At 63.5% G+C, this 17,825-nt stretch carries 17 protein-coding genes and 1 pseudogene; 9 read left to right on the forward strand and 9 right to left on the reverse strand.

The annotated features are described in order from the left end of the window. Positions 1-4: 4 nt before the first annotated feature. From EB815_RS20945 to folE, 3 genes are all read right to left on the reverse strand, one after another. Positions 5-976 carry a patatin family protein gene (locus tag EB815_RS20945; protein ID WP_056573396.1) on the reverse strand — a complete coding sequence of 324 codons (972 nt, stop codon included), beginning with the start codon at positions 974-976 and terminating at the stop codon, positions 5-7. 84 nt (positions 977-1,060) lie between these two features. After that, positions 1,061-1,519, reverse strand: coding sequence for a phosphoribosyl-AMP cyclohydrolase (gene hisI / locus EB815_RS20950; protein WP_056573393.1), 459 nt, complete (start codon positions 1,517-1,519; stop codon positions 1,061-1,063). Positions 1,520-1,624: 105 nt separating this feature from the next. After that, the gene (gene folE, locus EB815_RS20955) at positions 1,625-2,260 is read right to left on the reverse strand and encodes a GTP cyclohydrolase I FolE (protein ID WP_056572284.1); all 636 of its coding nucleotides are present in this window, start codon (positions 2,258-2,260) and stop codon (positions 1,625-1,627) included. 240 nt (positions 2,261-2,500) lie between these two features. On the opposite strand from folE, the gene EB815_RS20960 reads away from it, so the two are divergent. Then, complete coding sequence (locus tag EB815_RS20960) at positions 2,501-2,947, forward strand: iron-sulfur cluster assembly scaffold protein (RefSeq protein WP_056572283.1); 447 nt, start codon at positions 2,501-2,503, stop codon at positions 2,945-2,947. Here EB815_RS20960 and EB815_RS20965 read toward each other — a convergent pair. Next, positions 2,944-3,858: a LysR substrate-binding domain-containing protein gene (locus EB815_RS20965; RefSeq protein WP_056572282.1), complete on the reverse strand. Its 915-nt coding sequence runs from the start codon at positions 3,856-3,858 to the stop codon at positions 2,944-2,946. The genes EB815_RS20960 and EB815_RS20965 overlap by 4 nt on opposite strands. A 90-nt stretch (positions 3,859-3,948) precedes the next feature. Here EB815_RS20965 and EB815_RS20970 point away from each other — a divergent pair, with 90 nt between their 5' ends. The 5 genes from EB815_RS20970 to EB815_RS20990 all read left to right on the forward strand — a co-directional run bounded on the left by EB815_RS20970 (position 3,949) and on the right by EB815_RS20990 (position 8,681). Beyond that, positions 3,949-4,107: a hypothetical protein gene (locus tag EB815_RS20970; protein ID WP_081295123.1), complete on the forward strand. Its 159-nt coding sequence runs from the start codon at positions 3,949-3,951 to the stop codon at positions 4,105-4,107. Positions 4,108-4,183: 76 nt separating this feature from the next. Then, positions 4,184-4,558: a membrane protein insertion efficiency factor YidD gene (yidD, locus tag EB815_RS20975; RefSeq protein ID WP_056572280.1), complete on the forward strand. Its 375-nt coding sequence runs from the start codon at positions 4,184-4,186 to the stop codon at positions 4,556-4,558. A gap of 148 nt (positions 4,559-4,706) precedes the next feature. Continuing rightward, complete coding sequence (blaOXA, locus tag EB815_RS20980; protein ID WP_056572277.1) at positions 4,707-5,525, forward strand: class D beta-lactamase; 819 nt, start codon at positions 4,707-4,709, stop codon at positions 5,523-5,525. A 149-nt stretch (positions 5,526-5,674) separates the two neighbouring features. Continuing rightward, positions 5,675-7,651 carry a threonine--tRNA ligase gene (gene thrS, locus EB815_RS20985; RefSeq protein ID WP_056573390.1) on the forward strand — a complete coding sequence of 659 codons (1,977 nt, stop codon included), beginning with the start codon at positions 5,675-5,677 and terminating at the stop codon, positions 7,649-7,651. Positions 7,652-7,736: 85 nt separating this feature from the next. Next, positions 7,737-8,681, forward strand: coding sequence for a lysophospholipid acyltransferase family protein (locus EB815_RS20990; RefSeq protein WP_056572275.1), 945 nt, complete (start codon positions 7,737-7,739; stop codon positions 8,679-8,681). Positions 8,682-8,705: 24 nt separating this feature from the next. Here the strand turns inward: EB815_RS20990 and EB815_RS20995 are convergent, their stop codons facing one another. After that, positions 8,706-9,668 carry a hypothetical protein gene (locus EB815_RS20995; RefSeq protein ID WP_056572273.1) on the reverse strand — a complete coding sequence of 321 codons (963 nt, stop codon included), beginning with the start codon at positions 9,666-9,668 and terminating at the stop codon, positions 8,706-8,708. 154 nt (positions 9,669-9,822) lie between these two features. Here EB815_RS20995 and EB815_RS21000 point away from each other — a divergent pair, with 154 nt between their 5' ends. Both EB815_RS21000 and EB815_RS21005 read left to right on the forward strand, forming a co-directional pair. Further along, positions 9,823-10,407 (forward strand): nitroreductase family protein, encoded by a 585-nt coding sequence (locus tag EB815_RS21000; protein WP_056572271.1) that lies wholly within the window; start codon positions 9,823-9,825, stop codon positions 10,405-10,407. Beyond that, positions 10,408-10,868 (forward strand): annotated as a pseudogene (locus tag EB815_RS21005) (flavin reductase family protein); the annotation flags it as partial. On the opposite strand, the gene EB815_RS21010 reads toward EB815_RS21005, so the two are convergent. Then, complete coding sequence (locus tag EB815_RS21010) at positions 10,867-11,748, reverse strand: HpcH/HpaI aldolase/citrate lyase family protein (protein WP_056572268.1); 882 nt, start codon at positions 11,746-11,748, stop codon at positions 10,867-10,869. The pseudogene EB815_RS21005 and the gene EB815_RS21010 sit on opposite strands and share 2 nt — an antisense overlap. Next, positions 11,748-12,200 carry a MaoC family dehydratase gene (locus tag EB815_RS21015; protein WP_056572267.1) on the reverse strand — a complete coding sequence of 151 codons (453 nt, stop codon included), beginning with the start codon at positions 12,198-12,200 and terminating at the stop codon, positions 11,748-11,750. Before EB815_RS21015 ends, EB815_RS21010 begins: the two co-directional genes overlap by 1 nt. Positions 12,201-12,352: 152 nt before the next feature. On the opposite strand from EB815_RS21015, the gene EB815_RS21020 reads away from it, so the two are divergent. Further along, entirely contained in the window at positions 12,353-13,477 is a 1,125-nt protein-coding gene (locus EB815_RS21020; protein ID WP_056572265.1) for a DUF2336 domain-containing protein, read from the forward strand. Here the strand turns inward: EB815_RS21020 and EB815_RS21025 are convergent. Then, positions 13,474-15,543, reverse strand: coding sequence for an FUSC family protein (locus EB815_RS21025; RefSeq protein ID WP_056572263.1), 2,070 nt, complete (start codon positions 15,541-15,543; stop codon positions 13,474-13,476). The genes EB815_RS21020 and EB815_RS21025 overlap by 4 nt on opposite strands. A 46-nt stretch (positions 15,544-15,589) precedes the next feature. Beyond that, positions 15,590-17,647, reverse strand: coding sequence for a DNA topoisomerase IV subunit B (gene parE, locus EB815_RS21030; protein ID WP_056573387.1), 2,058 nt, complete (start codon positions 17,645-17,647; stop codon positions 15,590-15,592). Positions 17,648-17,825: the final 178 nt, after the last annotated feature.

The following is a 17,825-nucleotide window of genomic DNA, read 5'->3' on the forward strand; positions in this document are numbered from 1 at the left end:
CTGGCTAAGCCAAAACCGTCTGCAGCCGGCTCAGTTCGCCGATCTGCGCCATCGTCGCCTGGTAGCCGAGCTGGATCGCCTCGTCGGCACGGTGGAACTCGGTCAGGCCGATATGGCTGAGCTTGGGCTGGAGCGACATGTCGGGCGGATCGCCGGCAAGCCTGGCGCGCGAGATGCGGTCCTGGATGATGTTGAAGGCTTCGACCATGACGCCGGTGATGCCGAGGCGGGTCTGATGCGACTGGTGGTCGGGGTCCGGGTGACCGGCGCGCGGCGCGTCCTTTTCGACAACCAGTTCGCCGGCGCTGTGCTTTATCACCGCGGCGCGGCCGAACAGGTCGTAGTGAAGGTTGACCGCCACGACGAGGGGCTGTTCGTAGGCGCGGCAGACCGACACCGGCACCGGGTTGACCAGCGCGCCGTCGACCAGCACCCGGCCGTTGCAATTCACCGGCTCGAACACGCCGGGCAGTGCGTAGGACGCGCGCATGGCTGTGATCAGCGAGCCGCTCGACACCCAGATTTCGTGGCCGGTGCGGATTTCCGACGCGACACAGACAAATGGCTTGGGCAGATCCTCGAAACGAACGCCTGCCACATGCTCACGCAGGCGGGCGTCGAGCTTCATGCCGCCGAACAGGCCGCTGCCGCGCAGATTGAGATCGAGCAGCCCAAAGATGCGACGCTTGGTCAGGCTGCGTGCAAACTCTTCCAGTTCGTCCAGTTTGCCGGCGAGATAACAGCCGCCAACCAGCGCGCCGATGGAGGTGCCGGCTATCATCGACACTTCGATGCCGGCTTCGTCGAGTGCACGCAGCACGCCGATATGGGCCCAGCCACGGGCGCAGCCGCCACCCAATGCCAGTGAGATGCCTGTCTTCTTTTCGGGTCTTGGTTGGGGTGCGCCGCCGGACGAGGAGAGGCCGTTGGCTTCTCGAACGTCTGATCTGTTACGCAATGACGCCCACTCGAGCATCATGATCTCCCTTGTCCCGCATCCTTTGTATCAGAAGGATGTTTGAGAATAGTGAACATGAGTGGTTTGTGAATATGGAATGGTTCACACAGGCTTCCGATACGTCTTTTCCGCATCGAACAGCGGTTTGCTGCCGTCGTCGACAAGCGTCCCCTTGCCGTCGACCAGCCCCACCGTCCGATAAAAGCATGAACGCCGGCCGGTGTGACAAGTTGCGTCGTGGCCCAACACTTTCACGTGCAGCCACAATGCATCCTGATCGCAGTCGGTGCGCATCTCGACGACATGCTGGAAATTGCCCGAGGTTTCCCCCTTCTTCCAAAGTGCGTTACGCGAGCGCGACCAGTAGTGGGCGATCCCAGTTTCCAATGTCAGCGCGAGCGCTTGCGCATTCATATGGGCGACCATCAGCAGCATGCCGTCTTCGGCATCGGTGACGACCACCGTGACAAGACCGGCCGCGTCGAAGCGCGGCGAGAACACCGCGCCTTCTTCCAGAGCCTTCTTGTCTGACGGAGCTTCGGGAAATTCCAGTGCCGACATCGCCGGTGCATTTTCCTGTTTGACCATGATCCCTGGACAAACGTTTTCGCTTGTCCGCGAAAACCGGTTTTCCGGGATCATGGTTGGGCGACGCCGGTGCGGGGCTTACGCCCCGCCGCCGCGCACCATGGTGACAAAACGAACCTGCTCTTCGGGGGTATCCTTGAAGACGCCGGTGAAGGTGGAGGTGAGCGTGGTGGAACCCTGCTTGCGGATGCCGCGCATGGCCATGCACATATGCTCGGCCTCGATCATCACGGCGACGCCGCGAGGGTTGAGCACGTCCTGGATGACGCCGGCGATCTGCGCGGTCAGCGCTTCCTGCGTCTGCAGCCGATGGGCGAAGATATCGACGACTCGTGCGATCTTGGACAGGCCGACGACCTTGCCGTCCGGCAGGTAACCAACATGCGCCTTGCCGATGATCGGCACCATGTGGTGTTCGCAATGCGAATGAAACTGGATGTCCTTGACGATGACGAGGTCGTCATAGCCTGCGACCTCCTCGAAGGTGCGGCCGAGTTCCTCTGCCGGGCACATGTCGTAGCCACCGAACATCTCGCGGTAGGCCTTGGCTACGCGCTTGGGTGTGTCGATCAGCCCTTCGCGGTCCGGATTGTCGCCGGTCCAGCGCAGCAGCGTGCGCACCGCGGCCTCGACCTCGGCTTCGCTCGGCCGGTCGGTGACCGGCTTTTCCATGTAAGCGGACTGGGGCATGAATTTCTTGATGACGGCATCCATAAAAGGCGTCTCCCGTAGTTCCTCTCCAAGGAGGAACGAGTTGAACGGACCACGACCTTTCGGTGTCGGAAACTCGCCCCGTTTCCAGCCCCGTAAGCGGCGTGAACTTCCCGGCCAGGACCGCGGCGCTCATCGCCTTGTCGTTACCGGACTGCCAGCATTATATAAGGTCGTAGCGAGCGAAAGGAAGACGCAGCAGCGGCAATCGCTGTTCGCTTGGCGGCGACGGATTGGAAAATAATGATCAACGACGTCTATAACGCGAAAATTCTCGGCTTTGCCGGAAACATTGAACGCATCGGCCGGCTCGACCATCCGGACGCGACCGCCAAGGCGCACTCCAAACTGTGCGGTTCGACCGTTACCGTCGACCTCAAGATGGAAGACGGCGTGGTAACCGACTTCGCCCATGACGTGAAGGCCTGCGCGCTCGGCCAAGCGTCGTCCTCGATCATGGCGCGCCACGTTGTCGGCGCGAGTGCCGAGGAATTGCGCGCTGTGCGCGACACCATGCTGAAGATGCTGAAGGAAAATGGCGAGCCACCGCAAGGACGCTTTGCCGACCTGAGGTATCTGGAACCGGTGCGCGACTACAAGGCGCGCCATGCCTCGACCATGCTGACCTTCGACGCCGTGGTCGACGCCATCGGCCAGATCGAGAAGAAGCGCGCCGAAGAAGCGGCTTAGGCTTGCTCCAGCTTGTGTCTGCTTTCGGCAAACTCGGCTCTTAGCCAGTCGGCGAACGCGGCGGCCGGTTCCGAAAGGTCCTTCAGATTCCTGGCCACCAGCCAGTAGGCGCCAGACGCAACGTCGATGTCGAACGGCTTGATCAGCGCTCCGGACGCGACTTCCCCGCCGATCTGCAAGAGATCACCCAGCGCCACGCCATGTCCGAGCAGCGCGGCCTGCTTCGACAGCGAGGCATCCGCCAGCATCGGACCTCGCGCCGGCACGGCGTCGGCGGGCACGCCGGCCGCCTCGAACCAGCGCGCCCAGCCCTGGCGGTTTTCCTCGTGCAAGAGCGTGTAGCGGGCGAGGTCGATCGGCTTCTCGAGGGCAGGGCCCGAGGCGAGCAGCACCGGCGACAGAACCGGGGAATCGACCGTCGAGGCAAGCCGCTCGGCCTGGCTGCGAGGCCACGAGGTGGCATGGGCGCTGAAGCGCAAGGCAAGTTCGGGCTGGTCGCCGCGGAAATCGATCAGCCTTGGATCAACTTCCAGGGACACGTCGATATCGGGCCGCAATTGGCGGAATCGGTTGAGCCGGGGCACCAGCCATACGGATGCAAGCGACGGCTCTACACTGACGCGGACCAGGGACTGCGCGGGGACCGCTGCCAGTTCCGACAGCAGCCGGTCGATATCGTCGAAGCTTCTGACCAGTTGGGCAAGCAGCCGGCGACCGGTATCGGTCAGTCCGACACGGCGATGATGACGTTCGAACAGAGGCTGGCGCAGGAAGGTTTCGAGCTCGCGGATCTGCCGGCTGATCGCAGCCTGGGAGACGAAAAGTTCCTCGGCGGCCCGGCTGAAACTCAGATGCCGCCCCGCCGCCTCGAAACTCCTCAATGCCGTCAACGGCAGGCGCCCGCGCTTCATTCGCATAATCCAGGGTTATCCGAAATGGAAATTATACTCGTTTGAAGGCCAAGGCCAGCGGCGGTCTAATCGCGTCAAAGGAGACCGACCATGAACCAGTTCCTGAACATCTTCGGCGATGTGATGCGGATCGCGACGTTCCAATGGCGTGACGAAAGGCTGCATACAAAGTGTGGCCAGGAGCCGATCCGCCCCGACCGCTGGGTGCCTCCGGTTGACCGGCAGCCGTTTCGCCGCTTCCGCCCATGACGCACAAGGGGTGGGGATTGCGTTCTCCCGGCGAAGCTCACATCTATCGCGGGAAGAACGCGATACGGAGATTGCGGTGCACGACCCGCATGGGCATGCCCACACTGCCAGGCCGCCGGGACGCGGCCGCAACTGGCCCGGCCCATGGCGCAAGACGCCTGGCCGTCTCTTCGGCACGTCGCTCGTGCGCCTCTACCAACTGACGCTATCCGGCTTTGTCGGCAATTCCTGCCGGCATCTGCCGACCTGCTCCGAATACGCGCATGAGGCGATCGCCCGCCACGGCCTGTGGGCCGGTGGCTGGATGGGCCTTTTTCGCGTGCTGCGCTGCGGTCCATTCGGCACGCACGGCGTCGATTTGGTTCCGGAAGTGCTGGCGGACCGTTATGTCTGGTTCATGCCTTGGCGCTATTGGTGGATAGGCAGAAAGGGCGGCAAAGCCAACAACTGAGGATAGTGCTGAAGGCCGTTCATCCTCTGGGCGTTTACGATCCGGTAGGGTTAACGCAAGCCTGCACAAAGACTGCGCATTTGAGACAAAATCGAGACAAGAGACCTCGCTAAGCCCGCTCGCGAACACCCTTCTGGAGCGAGCATCAATGCGTAACATCGACCGTCTTCCCTTTATCCTGGCTGGAGTCCTGTTCCTGCTCGCCTGGCTGCTGGGGTTCCCGATGCGCGCGCAATCGGCGCCGCTTGGGGATGTGCACTGCACGCTGATCGCCGACGCGGCGACCGGCAAGACGCTTTACCAGGACGGGACCTGCGATCAGCGTTTCAGCCCGGCCTCGACGTTCAAGGTACCGCTTTCGCTGATCGGCTACGACGCCCGTATCCTGAACGATGAGCACACGCCGACCTGGGATTACAAACCCGAATTCAATGCGGTGAAGCGTGACCAGAAGACTGTCGACCCGGTGATCTGGGAACGCGATTCGATTATCTGGTATTCCCGGGAGATCACCCGCCGGCTGGGCGGCGAGAAATTTGCCGGCTATGTATCGAGGCTCAACTATGGCAATGGCGACGTTTCAGGCAATCCCGGCAAGGATGACGGGCTCACGCGTTCCTGGGTCAACTCCTCGCTCAAGATCACGCCGGTCGAACAAGTTGCCTTCCTGCGCCAGCTGCTCGCTGGCAAGATGCCGGTGTCGGCGAAGGCGCATGAGATGACACGCGCAATCATACCAAGCTTCAAGGCCGGTGATTGGGCCGTTCAGGGCAAGACCGGCAGCACGAGGCTCGGCGAGGGCGGCAAGGACAAGCGCTCGCTCGGTTGGTTTGTCGGCTGGGCCCGGAAAGACGGACGCCAGATCGTGTTCGCCCGGCTGGTTGTCGATGCCAATCGGACTGATATGCCGAAAGGGTTGGCGACGCGGGCCGCGTTCCTGAGGGATCTGCCGCAACTGATCAAGTAGGCTGGGCTTTACGGCGGCGGCATCTGCTCATAAAAGACTGCCGCCGCCGGACGCCTCCGGCCAACCTGATGCAGGTCGCGGCCGCAAGCCGCCGGTGACCTGCATTTTACCACCCGCGCTCGTTTGCGGGACTGGATAGGAGATACATGATGCTGAATTCCGTTTCCCTGACATTCCCCGATGGCTCCGTCCGCGACTACGACGCGGCGATGACCGGTGCCGGCCTGGCCGAATCGATCTCGAAGTCGCTGGCCAAGAAGGCCGTCGCCTATGCCATTGATGGCACCGTGCGCGACCTCAGTGACCCGCTCGGCAAGTCCGGAAAGGTCGAAATCATCACTCGCGACGATGCGCGCGCGCTTGAGCTTATCCGTCACGACACCGCCCACGTGCTGGCGGAAGCCGTGCAGGAATTGTGGCCGGGAACGCAGGTGACCATCGGGCCGGTGATCGAGAACGGATTCTATTACGACTTCGCCCGCAACGAGCCGTTCACGCCGGATGATTTTCCGGTGATCGAGAAGAAGATGCGCGAGATCATCGCGCGCAACAAGCCGTTCACCAAGGAGGTCTGGTCGCGCGACAGGGCCAAGAAGGTGTTCGCCGACAAGGGCGAGCGCTACAAACTTGAACTGATCGACGCCATTCCCGAGGATCAGGATCTCAAGATCTACGCCCAGGGCGACTGGTTCGATCTCTGCCGCGGTCCGCACATGGCTTCGACCGGCCAGATCGGCAATGCCTTCAAGTTGATGAAGGTGGCCGGCGCCTATTGGCGTGGCGATTCGAACAACCCGATGCTGACGCGCATCTACGGCACGGCCTGGGCCGACCAGGCGCAGCTTGATGCCTACCAGACGATGCTGGAGGAGGCCGAGAAGCGCGACCATCGCAAGCTTGGCCGCGAGATGGACCTTTTCCATTTCCAGGAAGAGGGACCGGGCGTCGTCTTCTGGCATGCCAAGGGCTGGAAGATGTTCCAGAACCTGGTCAACTACATGCGCCGCCGGCTCGACGAGCAGGGCTACCAGGAGGTCAACGCTCCGCAGGTGCTCGACAAGAGCCTGTGGGAAACGTCAGGCCACTGGGGCTGGTATCGTGACGCCATGTTCAAGGTGACGGTTGCCGGCGACGACACCGACGACGATCGCGTTTTCGCGTTGAAGCCGATGAACTGTCCGGGCCATGTGCAGATTTTCAAGCATGGGTTGAAGTCCTATCGCGATCTGCCCGTAAAACTTGCCGAATTCGGCAATGTGCATCGCTACGAACCATCGGGCGCGCTGCACGGGCTGATGCGCGTGCGCGGCTTCACGCAGGACGATGCGCACATCTTCTGCACAGAGGAGCAGCTGGCGTCGGAATGCCTGCGCATCAATGATTTGATCTTGTCGACCTATGCCGATTTCGGCTTTGACGAGATCAGCGTGAAGCTGTCGACGCGGCCGGACAAGCGTGTCGGCACCGACGAGGCGTGGGATCACGCCGAGGCGATCATGGGCAGCGTGCTGGAGACGATCAGGACGAGATCCGGCAATCGGATCAAGACTTCGATCAATCCGGGCGAGGGCGCCTTCTACGGGCCGAAGTTCGAATATGTGCTGAAGGATGCCATCGGCCGCGAATGGCAGTGCGGCACGACGCAGGTCGACTTCAACCTGCCGGAACGCTTTGGAGCCTTCTACATCGGCTCCGATTCGGAGAAGAAGCAGCCGGTCATGGTGCACCGTGCCATCTGCGGCTCGATGGAGCGTTTCCTCGGCATCCTGATCGAGAACTATTCCGGTCACTTCCCGCTGTGGTTCGCGCCGCTGCAGGTCGTGGTCGCGACGATCACGTCCGACGCCGACGGCTATGCGACCGAAGTGGTGGCAAAACTCAAGGCCGCGGGCTTGTCGGCCGAGGCCGATCTGCGCAACGAGAAGATCAACTACAAGGTCCGCGAACACAGCCTGGCCAAGGTTCCGGTCATCCTCGTCTGCGGCAAGCGCGAGGCGGAAGAGCAGACGGTCAACATGCGCCGGCTTGGATCGCGTGACCAGGAGTCGCTGGGCCTTGCCCAGGCAATCGATCGGCTGACCGAAGAAGCGGTCACGCCCGATCGCCGGCGCAAGCGCGCCGCCTGATTTGAGCAGCACCTTTGATGGTGGCGGTGGAGCGATCCACCGCCATTTTCATATCCCTGTCACGCCGATCTTGTAACGAGCCCCCATGCTCAAGCTGAAATTGCGCGAACGGTCCTTTCCCGAACTTTCCTACGCCAATCCGCACCAGCCGGTGCTGGCGCGGTGGTTCATTCATTCCGTCGAAGGCCTTTCGGGCCGCGATCGTTTTGCGGCACTCTACGATTTCTGGCGCCGTGAGGTCGTACCGACCGGTGAGCGCGTGTTCAGCCGCATGCTCGACCTGATCGATGTCGGCGTGCGAACCGCCGATCAATGGCCGCCCGCACAATTGCCCGATACGCCGCTGGTGATCGTTGCCAACCATCCCTTCGGCATTGGCGACGGCATTGCGGTGCTCTCGCTGGCGGAGCAGCTCGGGCGGCCTTTCCGGGTGATGATCCACAAGGATCTGCTCAGGATTCGCGAAATGGAACCCTATTCGCTGCCGATCGACTTTTCCGAGACCAAGGACGCGCTGAAGAACAATATGGCGGTGCGCCATGAAGCGGTGCGGCTGCTGAAGGAAGGTGTCACCATCGTGGTGTTCCCGGCCGGCGGTGTTGCCACCGCGCCGAAAGGGTTCGGCAGGGCGCGCGACCTGCCATGGAAGATGTTTCCCGCCCGCCTCGTCCAGGAAGCGAAGGCGTCGGTCGTTCCCATGCATTTTTCCGGGCAGAACGGCAGGCTGTTCCACTTGGTCAGCGGGCCGATGAACATGGCCGAGCGCGACGGCCGGGTGGCCAAATTCGTCGGCAAGGCCTCGTTGACATTGCGCACGTCGCTGCTCATCCGCGAATTCGCACGGCTGTCCGGCAAGGCGATCGACGTGCGCGTCGGCGATGTGCTGAGCTGGAGTGAGCTGGAGCCGCTGCGCGACCGCAAGGCATTGCTCGAGCGGCTTTACCGCGGCGTGTTCGACCTGGCGCCACAGCTGCCACGCCGCCGGATTCCCTTCCTGCCGGCACGGACAAAGCTAAAGCTGGCAGCCTGAAATCGGGGAATGGGCCGTAGAAGGCTAATCCGCGCCTTCTTCCGGGTCCATCGCCGCCGCTTCGGTGGCCAGAACCTCGATCTCCTGGTTCTGACCGGCCACGACCGTGAAATCCTTCTGGTAGATGCGGTCGCGGTTCTTGGCGATGATGGTGTAGTCGCCCTCGGCAAGCACCATCGAGGCGAAAGCGCCGACGGTTTCCTTGATCGGATCGCCGGATTCGTTGAGCAGCGACCAGGACGTGTCGGCAATCGCCTCGCCGCCGGTTTCGCGCACCAGCTTCATCGTGATCTCGGCGGCGTGATGCTCGACGGTGGCCTCGGTCAGCTTGCCGGCCTCGACGCGGATGTCGGAGCGGATCACCGCGTTGACCGCGCCATAGGTCGAGACGACGTGGTAGATGCCGGCATTGAGCCGCACGACGCTGTTGGGTTCGACGTCGGGAATGATCAGCGCGCGGTCGCCATTGGCCTCGGCGGTGCCCTCATAGATCGAGAAGCGCAGTTTTTTCGGGGGAATGCGCACGCCGCCGGACAGAACCGCGTCGAGCTTCAGGCCTCCGGCGTCGAGCACCAGGCTTTCCCGCTTGGCTTCCTTGCCGACAGTGATGCGCTTGGTGGCGCCGGCGCGGCCATAGGAGGCATGGACCAGATAGCTGCCAGGCTCGAGCTGGAAGACGGCACTGCCGCCATGCGCGGAGGCCACCATCGGCAATTTGCCGTTGACGGGTTCGGGCTTGAAGACACGCCAGACAAGGCCACGGGTGATGTCGGTGCCCTTGTCGGTCAGTTGGGCCGACAAAGTGATGGCGCCACCGCCGCCAAGCGCCAGCGGGGCTTCTGTCCTGGGCGTCGCATAGCTCGAAATCCCGGGAAGTTTCAGGTCGCTGACGCCGTCCTTTTCCTGCGCAGCAGCGAAGGAGACCGGCAGCAGGAACAGCGCGGCGCAGAGCCAAACCAGGAAAAGACGCAGTCGCCCCTCAAACATGCCTTGCGTTGAAGCCCATGGCGGTGGCAATTTCAAGGCTTAAGAGTCCGATCCACGACTCTTCAGCCCGGCGCTCGCGCGCCTTTGCCCGAGCCGCCCGAATTCCCAATGGTGCGCTTCAGCTCAAAACAGAGTGTCTAGGAGACTTGCGCCCATGGCGTCGCCGATCATCGACTTCCTGCTGACCCGAAATTCAGCACCGATTCCGGACCTCAAGGAGCCGGCACCCAGCGATGCCGATATCGCGACGATGATCGCCGCCGCCACGCGCGTGCCCGACCATGGCCGGCTCGAGCCCTGGCGCTTCATCCTCTATCGCGGCGATGTCCGCGTCGAGATCGGCAAGAAGCTCGCGGAGCTCGCCGAACAGCGGGAAGGGCCGTTGCCCGAGGGCCGCCGCAACCAGGAGCTGGCGCGCTTTTCCCGTGCGCCGCTGGTGATCGGCGTGGTGTCGGTGCCGAAAGAGAATCCCAAGATCCCGCAATGGGAAATGTTCCTGTCCGGCGGCATGGCGGCAATGAACCTGATGATTGCTGCCAATGCACTGGGCTATGGCACCAACATGATCAGCAACTGGTATTCCGACGTGCCGGAGGGCAGGGCAATCCTCGGACTGGCGCCGCGGGAGCGCGTCGTCGGCTTCATCCACATCGGCTCTTATGCCGGCCAGGCGCCGGAGCGGCCACGGCCCGATCCGGCCAAGCTCTTCGCCGATTACTCAGGACCCCGGGCGGGCTGAATGTTCTATGAGCCGTCCATGGGACACGGGTTGCCCACGATCCGTCGAAGGCGATCGTGGCGCCGCGCCCGGTCGGCTGGATATCGACGCTGAACAAGGCGGGCGAGATCAATCTCGCGCCATACTCTTTCTTCAATGCGGTTTCGACACGGCCTTTCATCGTCTGGTTCTCGTCGGAAGGAGAGAAGGACAGCGCCTCCTTTGCCCAGGAGACCGGCGAGTTCGTCGCCAACCTGGTCAGCCGCGATCTCGCGGAGAAGATGAACTACACGTCCGTCAACGCGCCGCCTGGCGTCAACGAGTTCGTCTATGCCGATCTCGCCATGGCGCCTTCGCGTCTCGTCAAGCCGCCCCGTGTGGCGGCAGCGCCCGCCGCGCTGGAATGCCGGGTGACGGAAGTCTTCCGCCCAAGGGCGTTGGACGGAACGCCAACCAGCGCCGTCGTCGTTGCCGGCGAGGTCAGGCGGAAATGCCTGCCGCCCTCGCGCGTGCAAGCAGCCTTTCGGCCAGCCGCAGATGCGGGCGGTCGTACATCTTGCCGTCGATACCGACGACGCCGGGATTGCCGACCGCCTCGAACGCCGCGACGATTGCCGCCGATTGCTCGACCGCCTCGGCGGAGGGCGTGAAGGCCGCATTGATGACCGGTACCTGGTCGGGATGGATCGCCATCTTGCCGGTGAAGCCGTCTCGCTCGGCCTCGGCGCATTCCGTGGCGAATGCCGCCATGTCGCGAAAATTCGGGAACACTGTGTCGATCGCGGCGACCTCTGCGGCTCCGGCCGCCAGGATAGTCGTCAGGCGGGCGTGGCGGAACACGTCGGTGTAACGGCCCTGCTCGTCGCGGGTGGAGCGCGCGCCGATCGCCGCCGACAGGTCTTCCGCGCCCCAGGTCAGACCGGCGAGCCGCGCGCTTGCGCCGGCATAGGTCGCCGCGGCGAGTATTCCTGTCGGGGTTTCGGTGATGATCGGCAGGATCCTGATCGAGCCGTCGGGCAGGCCGTTCTCCGCCTCCCGAACCCTGAGCTTTGCCGAGAGGTGCTGCACATCCTGGCCGCTGTTGGATTTGGGCAGCATGATGCCGTCCGGCTTTGCCGCAACGAGCGCGGCGAGATCGTCGTCGGTCAATCCGGTCGAAAGGTCGTTGACCCTGACATAGATGGCCGAGGTGGTTTGCCCCCTGCGTTCGACGATAAAGCGTGCGGCGACCGCGCGCGCCGTAGCCTTGTTCTGCGGCGCCACGGAATCCTCGAGATCGACGATCACCACGTCGGCGCCGGCGCCGAAACCCTTTTCCAGCTTGCGTTCGGAATCGCCGGGAACGAACAGCAGCGAACGCATCAGGCGGCCTTCTTCAGCATCATCGCTTGCCTGGTGCATTTGGCGACGAGGTCGCCATGCTGATTGTAGGCGCGGTGCTCGAATTCGACGATGCCGCGATCGGGTTTCGACTTGGACTCGCGCACCGAGACGACCGAGGTTTCGACACGGATGGTGTCGCCGTGAAAGACCGGATGCGGAAACACGGTTTCCTTCATGCCGAGATTGGCGACCGTCGTGCCGACCGTGATGTCATTGACTGAAATGCCGATCATCAGGCCGAGCGTGAACAGCGAGTTGACCAGCGGCTTGCCCCATTCGCTCTTGGCGGCGAAGTCGAAATCGATATGCAGCGGCTGCGGATTCAGCGTCATCACCGAAAACAGCATGTTGTCGCTCTCGGTGACGGTCTTGCGCAGCGTGTGCTGGAAGACGTGGCCGACGACGAATTCCTCGAGATATAGCCCGGCCATTTGCTGTCTCCTCCGCTGTCCGACGGTTGATAAGCGCTGCATTCGGCAGTCGCAAGCCAGTTAATGAACATGGTGAACCGTTCGTAAACCATTTCTGCCTACCGTCTCACCGGGGCCGGAAATCTTCTGGCAAGGGGCATTAGCAGGCGGGCATGGTTGTTGTTTCGCATTTCCTGAAGTGGATCTACACGGCCAGGGTGTCCGAGCGTGCCGCCGCGGCCAACGCGCTGGCCCGGGCTTATGTCAATTCCGAATTGCCGTTCGAGGATCGCTGCGCCGCGGAGGCCGCGCTGACGCTGCTGCTCGACGATGCATCGTCGAAAGTGCGGCTGGCAATGGCCGAAGCGCTTTCCATGAGCCACCACGCGCCGCTGCAGATCATCAGCGCGCTGGCTTCCGACCAGCCCGAGGTCGCCGGTGTCGTGCTGGCGCGCTCGCCGCTGCTCACCGACGCCGATCTGATCAACCGCGTGGCGGCGAGCCAGAAGGCAACGCAGAAGCTGATCGCGGACCGTCCGCTCGTCTCGATGGCACTGTCGGCGGCCATTGCCGAGATTGGCGAGGCGGAAGCCTGCGCGGTGCTGCTGGCCAACAGTGGCGCCCACATTGCTTCCCTCAGTTTCCGCCGCATGGCGGAACGCCACGGGCATCTGCCTCTGGTGCGCGAGGCGCTGATATCGGATGCACGCCTGCCTGCCGACTGCCGGCATATGCTGCTGATCAAGCTTGGCGAAACATTGAAGACATCGCCACTGGTCATGGCATTGATGGGCGCCGCGCGTGCCGACCGCGTCATGCGGGATGCCTGCGTCAAAGCATCGGTGACGCTGATCGAGGGCACGCGCCAGGAAGAACACGCGGCGTTGATCGAGCATCTCAGGCTGCGCGGCGATCTCACCGCAAGCTTCCTCATCCGCACCATCGCGCATGGCAAGGTCGATTTCTTCGGCTCGACTCTGGTGGCACTCGGCCAGCAGTCTGAACAGCGCGTGAGAGCGCTGTTGGCGGGCGGGCACGATGTCGCCTTGCAAGCCTTGTTTCGCAGCGCCGGCCTTGCCGCCGCCACGCATGCGATCATCCTGCGCGCGCTGAAAATCTGGCGGGAAGTCGCCAATGGCAAGCGCGTTGCCGGCGTGCAGGAAGTCAGCTGGCTGATGCTCAAGGAATTGGGTGGGCAATCGGCGGAAGGCGATCTCGCCGCTTTGGTCAAGTCGATCCATCTTGACGCCCTGCGCGAGAATGCACGCGGCCATGCGCTGGCGATCGCCGCGGCCTAGCCTTTATCCCTGGCGAAGAAATCCGGGAAATCCTCCATCGCCGCGGCGATAATGCGCAGTGATGCCGCGATCTGCAGCGCGTCGCTGTTGGCGTTCCGCTGGGCTATGCCCGCCGCATATTGCCGGACCACGGCGACAGTCGCTGTCTGCGGGTCACCTGGCGCGCGGAAAAGCAGCTCGCGCGCCAGCCCTCTCAGGAAGTTGGCGACCGAAAGCGCGGCGTCGGGTGGGATGGCGTGGTTCTGGCTTGCGCTGCGCAACCGCAGGATTTCCAGACCGACCGTGACCGCGGCGACGCCGCCACCCAGAACTGCTTCGCCCTTCCTGCCGGAATTCTGCACCAGCGGCATCAACTGGTTGACCCGGTCATAGGCGAGACTCTCGAAGGCCGATCGCCTCGGCACGCGCTCGTGCAGGCAAAGCCGGGCCAGATCCTCGCGCATGGCCCGCACGATGCGGTTGGCCGCGAGCCACGGGTCGGCGGGGAGCACGACGATGAAGACCCCGATCGCCAGCAGGATGCCGACCAGGATCGATGCCGAGCCGGCAAGGAAGGGGCCAGGGGCATAGGTCATCGCCTGATGCGGACTGAGGAAGGCGAGAAAATTGATGGCGAAGGCGGTCGCCACGCCGACATAGCGCGGATTGGCCATGGCGAGCGCCGCCGGCACCAATATGGGAACGACAAAAAGCGTGAACCAGCCGAAACCGGGCAGCGCGGGGAGCGCGATCTGGCCGACGAGAAAGGCAAACGGCAACGCGAGCAAGGTGCCCTTGAAGAAGCCCCAGGATACCTGCACGGGGTCGGGGCGGGCGGCAAACAGGCTCGATACGACGGCAACCAGAATGACGGTGCCGGCCGCTTCCGACCATTTCGTCGTCAGCCAGAATGCGGCGACCAGCAATGTGGCAAGGGCCGCGCGGACGGCGTTACGCGCGGCGCCGGGATAGTCGCGATGCACCACAAGGGCGGGTTGCCGGCTGGCGCGGCCTTGACGGCGCGCGGCTGGCGAGCGCAGCGCGTCCAGACCACGCAGCACCTGCTTCAGCGCCTCGGCGAAATCGGCGGCGATGGTGAGGCGGGTGATGGTGCCGACCCTGTCGTCACCCTGGTCGACCGGGGCATCGGGCATTTGCCTGGCCTTGGCCGAGATCGCGTCGAGCCGTGCCACCCAGGGCGCGGTATCATCCAAGGCGCCGGGTTTGGCCGCCAGTTCACCGACAAGCACTTGCAATTCCGAGCGTACCGGAATGAGCGCGGCGTTCTTTGGAGCAGCGTGTGAATGCAGCGCACGTGCGGCCGAGAGCGCCGAGAGCAGTTGTCCTATGGTGCGCCGGACCGGATGGGCGCGGGGCGCGAAGCTCGGCGCCTCGAGCCTGGCATAGGCGCGCATCTCGCCAAGCGTCTGGGTGTCGGCGACAAGCTTGCGGTGCAGTCCGATGAGCGTTGCCCGATCGCCGCCGGAGAACGCACCGCCGGCATAGATGGCGAGGTCGAGAATGCAGCGTTTCAGCCGCGAGATGATGGCGTCACTAGCCAGTTTCGGCAGGATCAGCCGGCTGGTCAGGCCGGCGCAGACGATACCGAGTATGATCTCGGCGCAGCGCGCGACTGCAAGATCGACGACAAGGTGCGGTTGCCCGAAGGCGGGCAGGCCGATGATCATGGCCGTGTAGCCAGCCAGGGCCGCGCCATAGGCTTCCGGGTTGCGCAGCAGCGAGGAGACGAAGGTGCAGATGCCGATCCAGACGGCCAGCACCGTCACCAGCACCCAGGGGCCGGTACCAAAGATCGTGGTGATGCCAATCGCGGCGACGCCGCCGGCGAGCGTGCCGAGCAGGCGATAAAAACCCTTCGCCAGCACCATGCCGGCAACCGGCTGGGCGACGATGAATACCGTCATCATCGCCCATTGCGGGTGATCGAGCCGCAGCGCATAGGCGGCGAGGAGCGCGATAAGGCCGGCCGAAACGGTGCGCAGGGCGAAAATCCAGTCCGAGCGCGTCGGCTGTGTCAGCCCGGCCAAGCTTGTCTCGAAATAAGCTTTCAGCCGTGCCCGGGTCACATGCTCGTCTCCGCAACTGGAGCCCGTGTTATGGACCGGGTGGCGCTCAGATATCCAGCACTTCCGTCTCCGCGAATTCGGCACGCTCCTGGATGAAGCGGAAGCGGGCTTCCGGCTTGGTGCCCATCAGCGCGTCGACCGCGTCCTTGGTCGCGGCCTCGGCGTCGATCACGTCGACCCTGAGCAGCGTGCGCTTCCTCGGGTCCATGGTGGTCTCCTTGAGCTGCGAGGCCATCATTTCGCCCAAGCCCTTGAAGCGGCCAAGCTCCACCTTGCCGCGTCCGGTGAATTCGGTGCGCAGGAGCTCGTCCTTGTGCGCGTCGTCGCGGGCATAGGCGACCTTGCCGCCTTGCCTGATCGAGTAAAGCGGCGGCACCGCCAGATAGAGGTGGCCGCCACGCACCAGCGCCGGCATTTCCTGGTAGAAGAAGGTGATCAGCAGCGAGGCGATGTGGGCACCGTCGACGTCGGCGTCGGTCATGATGATGACGCGGTCATAGCGCAAATCCTCGTCGCGGTACTTCGAGCGTGTGCCGCAGCCAAGCGCCTGGATCAGGTCCGATATCTGCTGATTGGCGGCGAGCTTGTCGTTGCCGGCGCTGGCCACGTTGAGGATCTTGCCACGCAGCGGCAATACGGCCTGGCTGGCACGGTCGCGCGCCTGTTTGGCCGAGCCGCCAGCCGAGTCGCCTTCGACGATGAACAGTTCGGCACCCGCGGCCGCGTTCTGCGTGCAGTCGGCGAGCTTGCCCGGCAGGCGCAATTTGCGCACCGCGCTCTTGCGCGACACTTCCTTTTCCTGGCGCCGGCGCACCCGCTCGTCGGCACGCGCGATCACCCATTCCAAGAGCTTCGAGGCTTCCTGTGGATTGTCGGCCAGCCAATGGTCGAACGGATCGCGGATCGCGGTCTCGACAATGCGGATCGCCTCGATCGTCGCCAGCCTGTCCTTGGTCTGGCCGACGAACTCAGGCTCGCGGATGAACACCGACAGCATGCCCGCCGCCGAGATCATGACGTCTTCGGAGGTGACGATCGAGGCGCGCTTGTTGCCGACAAGATCGGCATAGGCGCGCAAGCCCCGGGTCAGCACGTTGCGGAAGCCGGCCTCGTGGGTGCCGCCTTCGCCGGTCGGGATGGTGTTGCAGTAGGAATTGATGAAGCCGTCGCCGCCGAACCACGTCACCGCCCATTCGAGCGAGCCATGGCCGCCTTGCTTTTCGCTTTTTCCCGCGAAGATTTCGCGGGTGACCTGAAAGTCGTCGCCGAGCGATGCCTTTAGATAGTCCTTCAGGCCGCCAGGAAAATGGAACTCCGCCTTGGGCGGCGTCTGGTCCTTTTCCTTGATCAGCGAGGGATCGCAGGTCCAGCGGATTTCCACGCCACCGAACAGATAGGCTTTCGAGCGCGTCATGCGATAGAGCCGCGCCGGTTCGAACGCCGCGCCCTTGCCGAAGATCTGCTCGTCGGGATGGAAGCGGATTTTCGTTCCGCGCCGGTTGTGGATCTCGCCAAGCTGCTCCAGGCCACTTACCGGAATGCCGCGCGAAAAGCGCTGGCGGTAGAGCTGGCGGCCACGCGCGACCTCGACCTCGAGATGATCCGACAGCGCGTTGACCACGGAAACGCCGACGCCATGCAGACCGCCGGAGGTTTCATAGACCTTTGAGTCGAATTTGCCGCCCGAATGCAGCGTCGTCATGATGACTTCGAGCGCCGGCTTCTTGAATTTCGGATGCGGGTCGACCGGGATGCCGCGGCCATTGTCGGTAACGGTCAGAAACCCGTCGGCCGAAAGCTCGACATCGATGAAGGTGGCATGGCCGGCAACCGCCTCGTCCATCGAATTGTCGATGACCTCGGCGAACAGATGGTGCATCGCCTTGTCGTCGGTACCGCCAATATACATGCCTGGCCGGCGACGCACCGGCTCCAGGCCCTCGAGCACCTCGATATCGGCGGCGCTGTAACCCTCGCTGCCATCCTTGGTCGCTGGCGTGCGCTTGGCCGCAGCCTGCACAAGGGGATCCGCCGGGCGCGCCGGTGTGCGAACCGGCTGCGGCTGCTTGTCCATGTTGCCGAAGAGATCGTTGTTGTCGTCCATGCCTGCCATAGGGTCCGGTGCTGCGAATCACCCGCCGATACTGCCACGCTTTTCAGCGCCAAGCGACGGAGGTTCCTGTTACGTTCGGGGATTGACCCCTCTTACCTTAAAACCATTCGATAACCAAGCGGGCGGAAATAGGTCCGATACCGCTGGCCGGGATTCCTGTTTCTTTAAC

It is taken from the genome of Mesorhizobium loti, assembly GCF_013170705.1.
GTDB lineage: Bacteria > Pseudomonadota > Alphaproteobacteria > Rhizobiales > Rhizobiaceae > Mesorhizobium > Mesorhizobium loti_D.

What these genes read in the sequence shown, in the direction of transcription:
- parE (WP_056573387.1), bottom strand. Translation starts at nt 17,647, where the DNA reads ATGGACGACAACAACGATCTCTTCGGCAACATGGACAAGCAGCCGCAG.
- hisI (WP_056573393.1), bottom strand. Translation starts at nt 1,519, where the DNA reads ATGTCGGCACTGGAATTTCCCGAAGCTCCGTCAGACAAGAAGGCTCTG.
- EB815_RS21015 (WP_056572267.1), bottom strand. Translation starts at nt 12,200, where the DNA reads ATGGCCGGGCTATATCTCGAGGAATTCGTCGTCGGCCACGTCTTCCAG.
- EB815_RS20970 (WP_081295123.1), top strand. Translation starts at nt 3,949, where the DNA reads ATGAACCAGTTCCTGAACATCTTCGGCGATGTGATGCGGATCGCGACG.
- EB815_RS21000 (WP_056572271.1), top strand. Translation starts at nt 9,823, where the DNA reads ATGGCGTCGCCGATCATCGACTTCCTGCTGACCCGAAATTCAGCACCG.
- EB815_RS20995 (WP_056572273.1), bottom strand. Translation starts at nt 9,668, where the DNA reads ATGTTTGAGGGGCGACTGCGTCTTTTCCTGGTTTGGCTCTGCGCCGCG.
- EB815_RS20960 (WP_056572283.1), top strand. Translation starts at nt 2,501, where the DNA reads ATGATCAACGACGTCTATAACGCGAAAATTCTCGGCTTTGCCGGAAAC.
- EB815_RS20945 (WP_056573396.1), bottom strand. Translation starts at nt 976, where the DNA reads ATGCTCGAGTGGGCGTCATTGCGTAACAGATCAGACGTTCGAGAAGCC.
- EB815_RS21010 (WP_056572268.1), bottom strand. Translation starts at nt 11,748, where the DNA reads ATGCGTTCGCTGCTGTTCGTTCCCGGCGATTCCGAACGCAAGCTGGAA.
- thrS (WP_056573390.1), top strand. Translation starts at nt 5,675, where the DNA reads ATGCTGAATTCCGTTTCCCTGACATTCCCCGATGGCTCCGTCCGCGAC.
- EB815_RS20990 (WP_056572275.1), top strand. Translation starts at nt 7,737, where the DNA reads ATGCTCAAGCTGAAATTGCGCGAACGGTCCTTTCCCGAACTTTCCTAC.
- folE (WP_056572284.1), bottom strand. Translation starts at nt 2,260, where the DNA reads ATGGATGCCGTCATCAAGAAATTCATGCCCCAGTCCGCTTACATGGAA.
- EB815_RS20965 (WP_056572282.1), bottom strand. Translation starts at nt 3,858, where the DNA reads ATGAAGCGCGGGCGCCTGCCGTTGACGGCATTGAGGAGTTTCGAGGCG.
- blaOXA (WP_056572277.1), top strand. Translation starts at nt 4,707, where the DNA reads ATGCGTAACATCGACCGTCTTCCCTTTATCCTGGCTGGAGTCCTGTTC.
- EB815_RS21020 (WP_056572265.1), top strand. Translation starts at nt 12,353, where the DNA reads ATGGTTGTTGTTTCGCATTTCCTGAAGTGGATCTACACGGCCAGGGTG.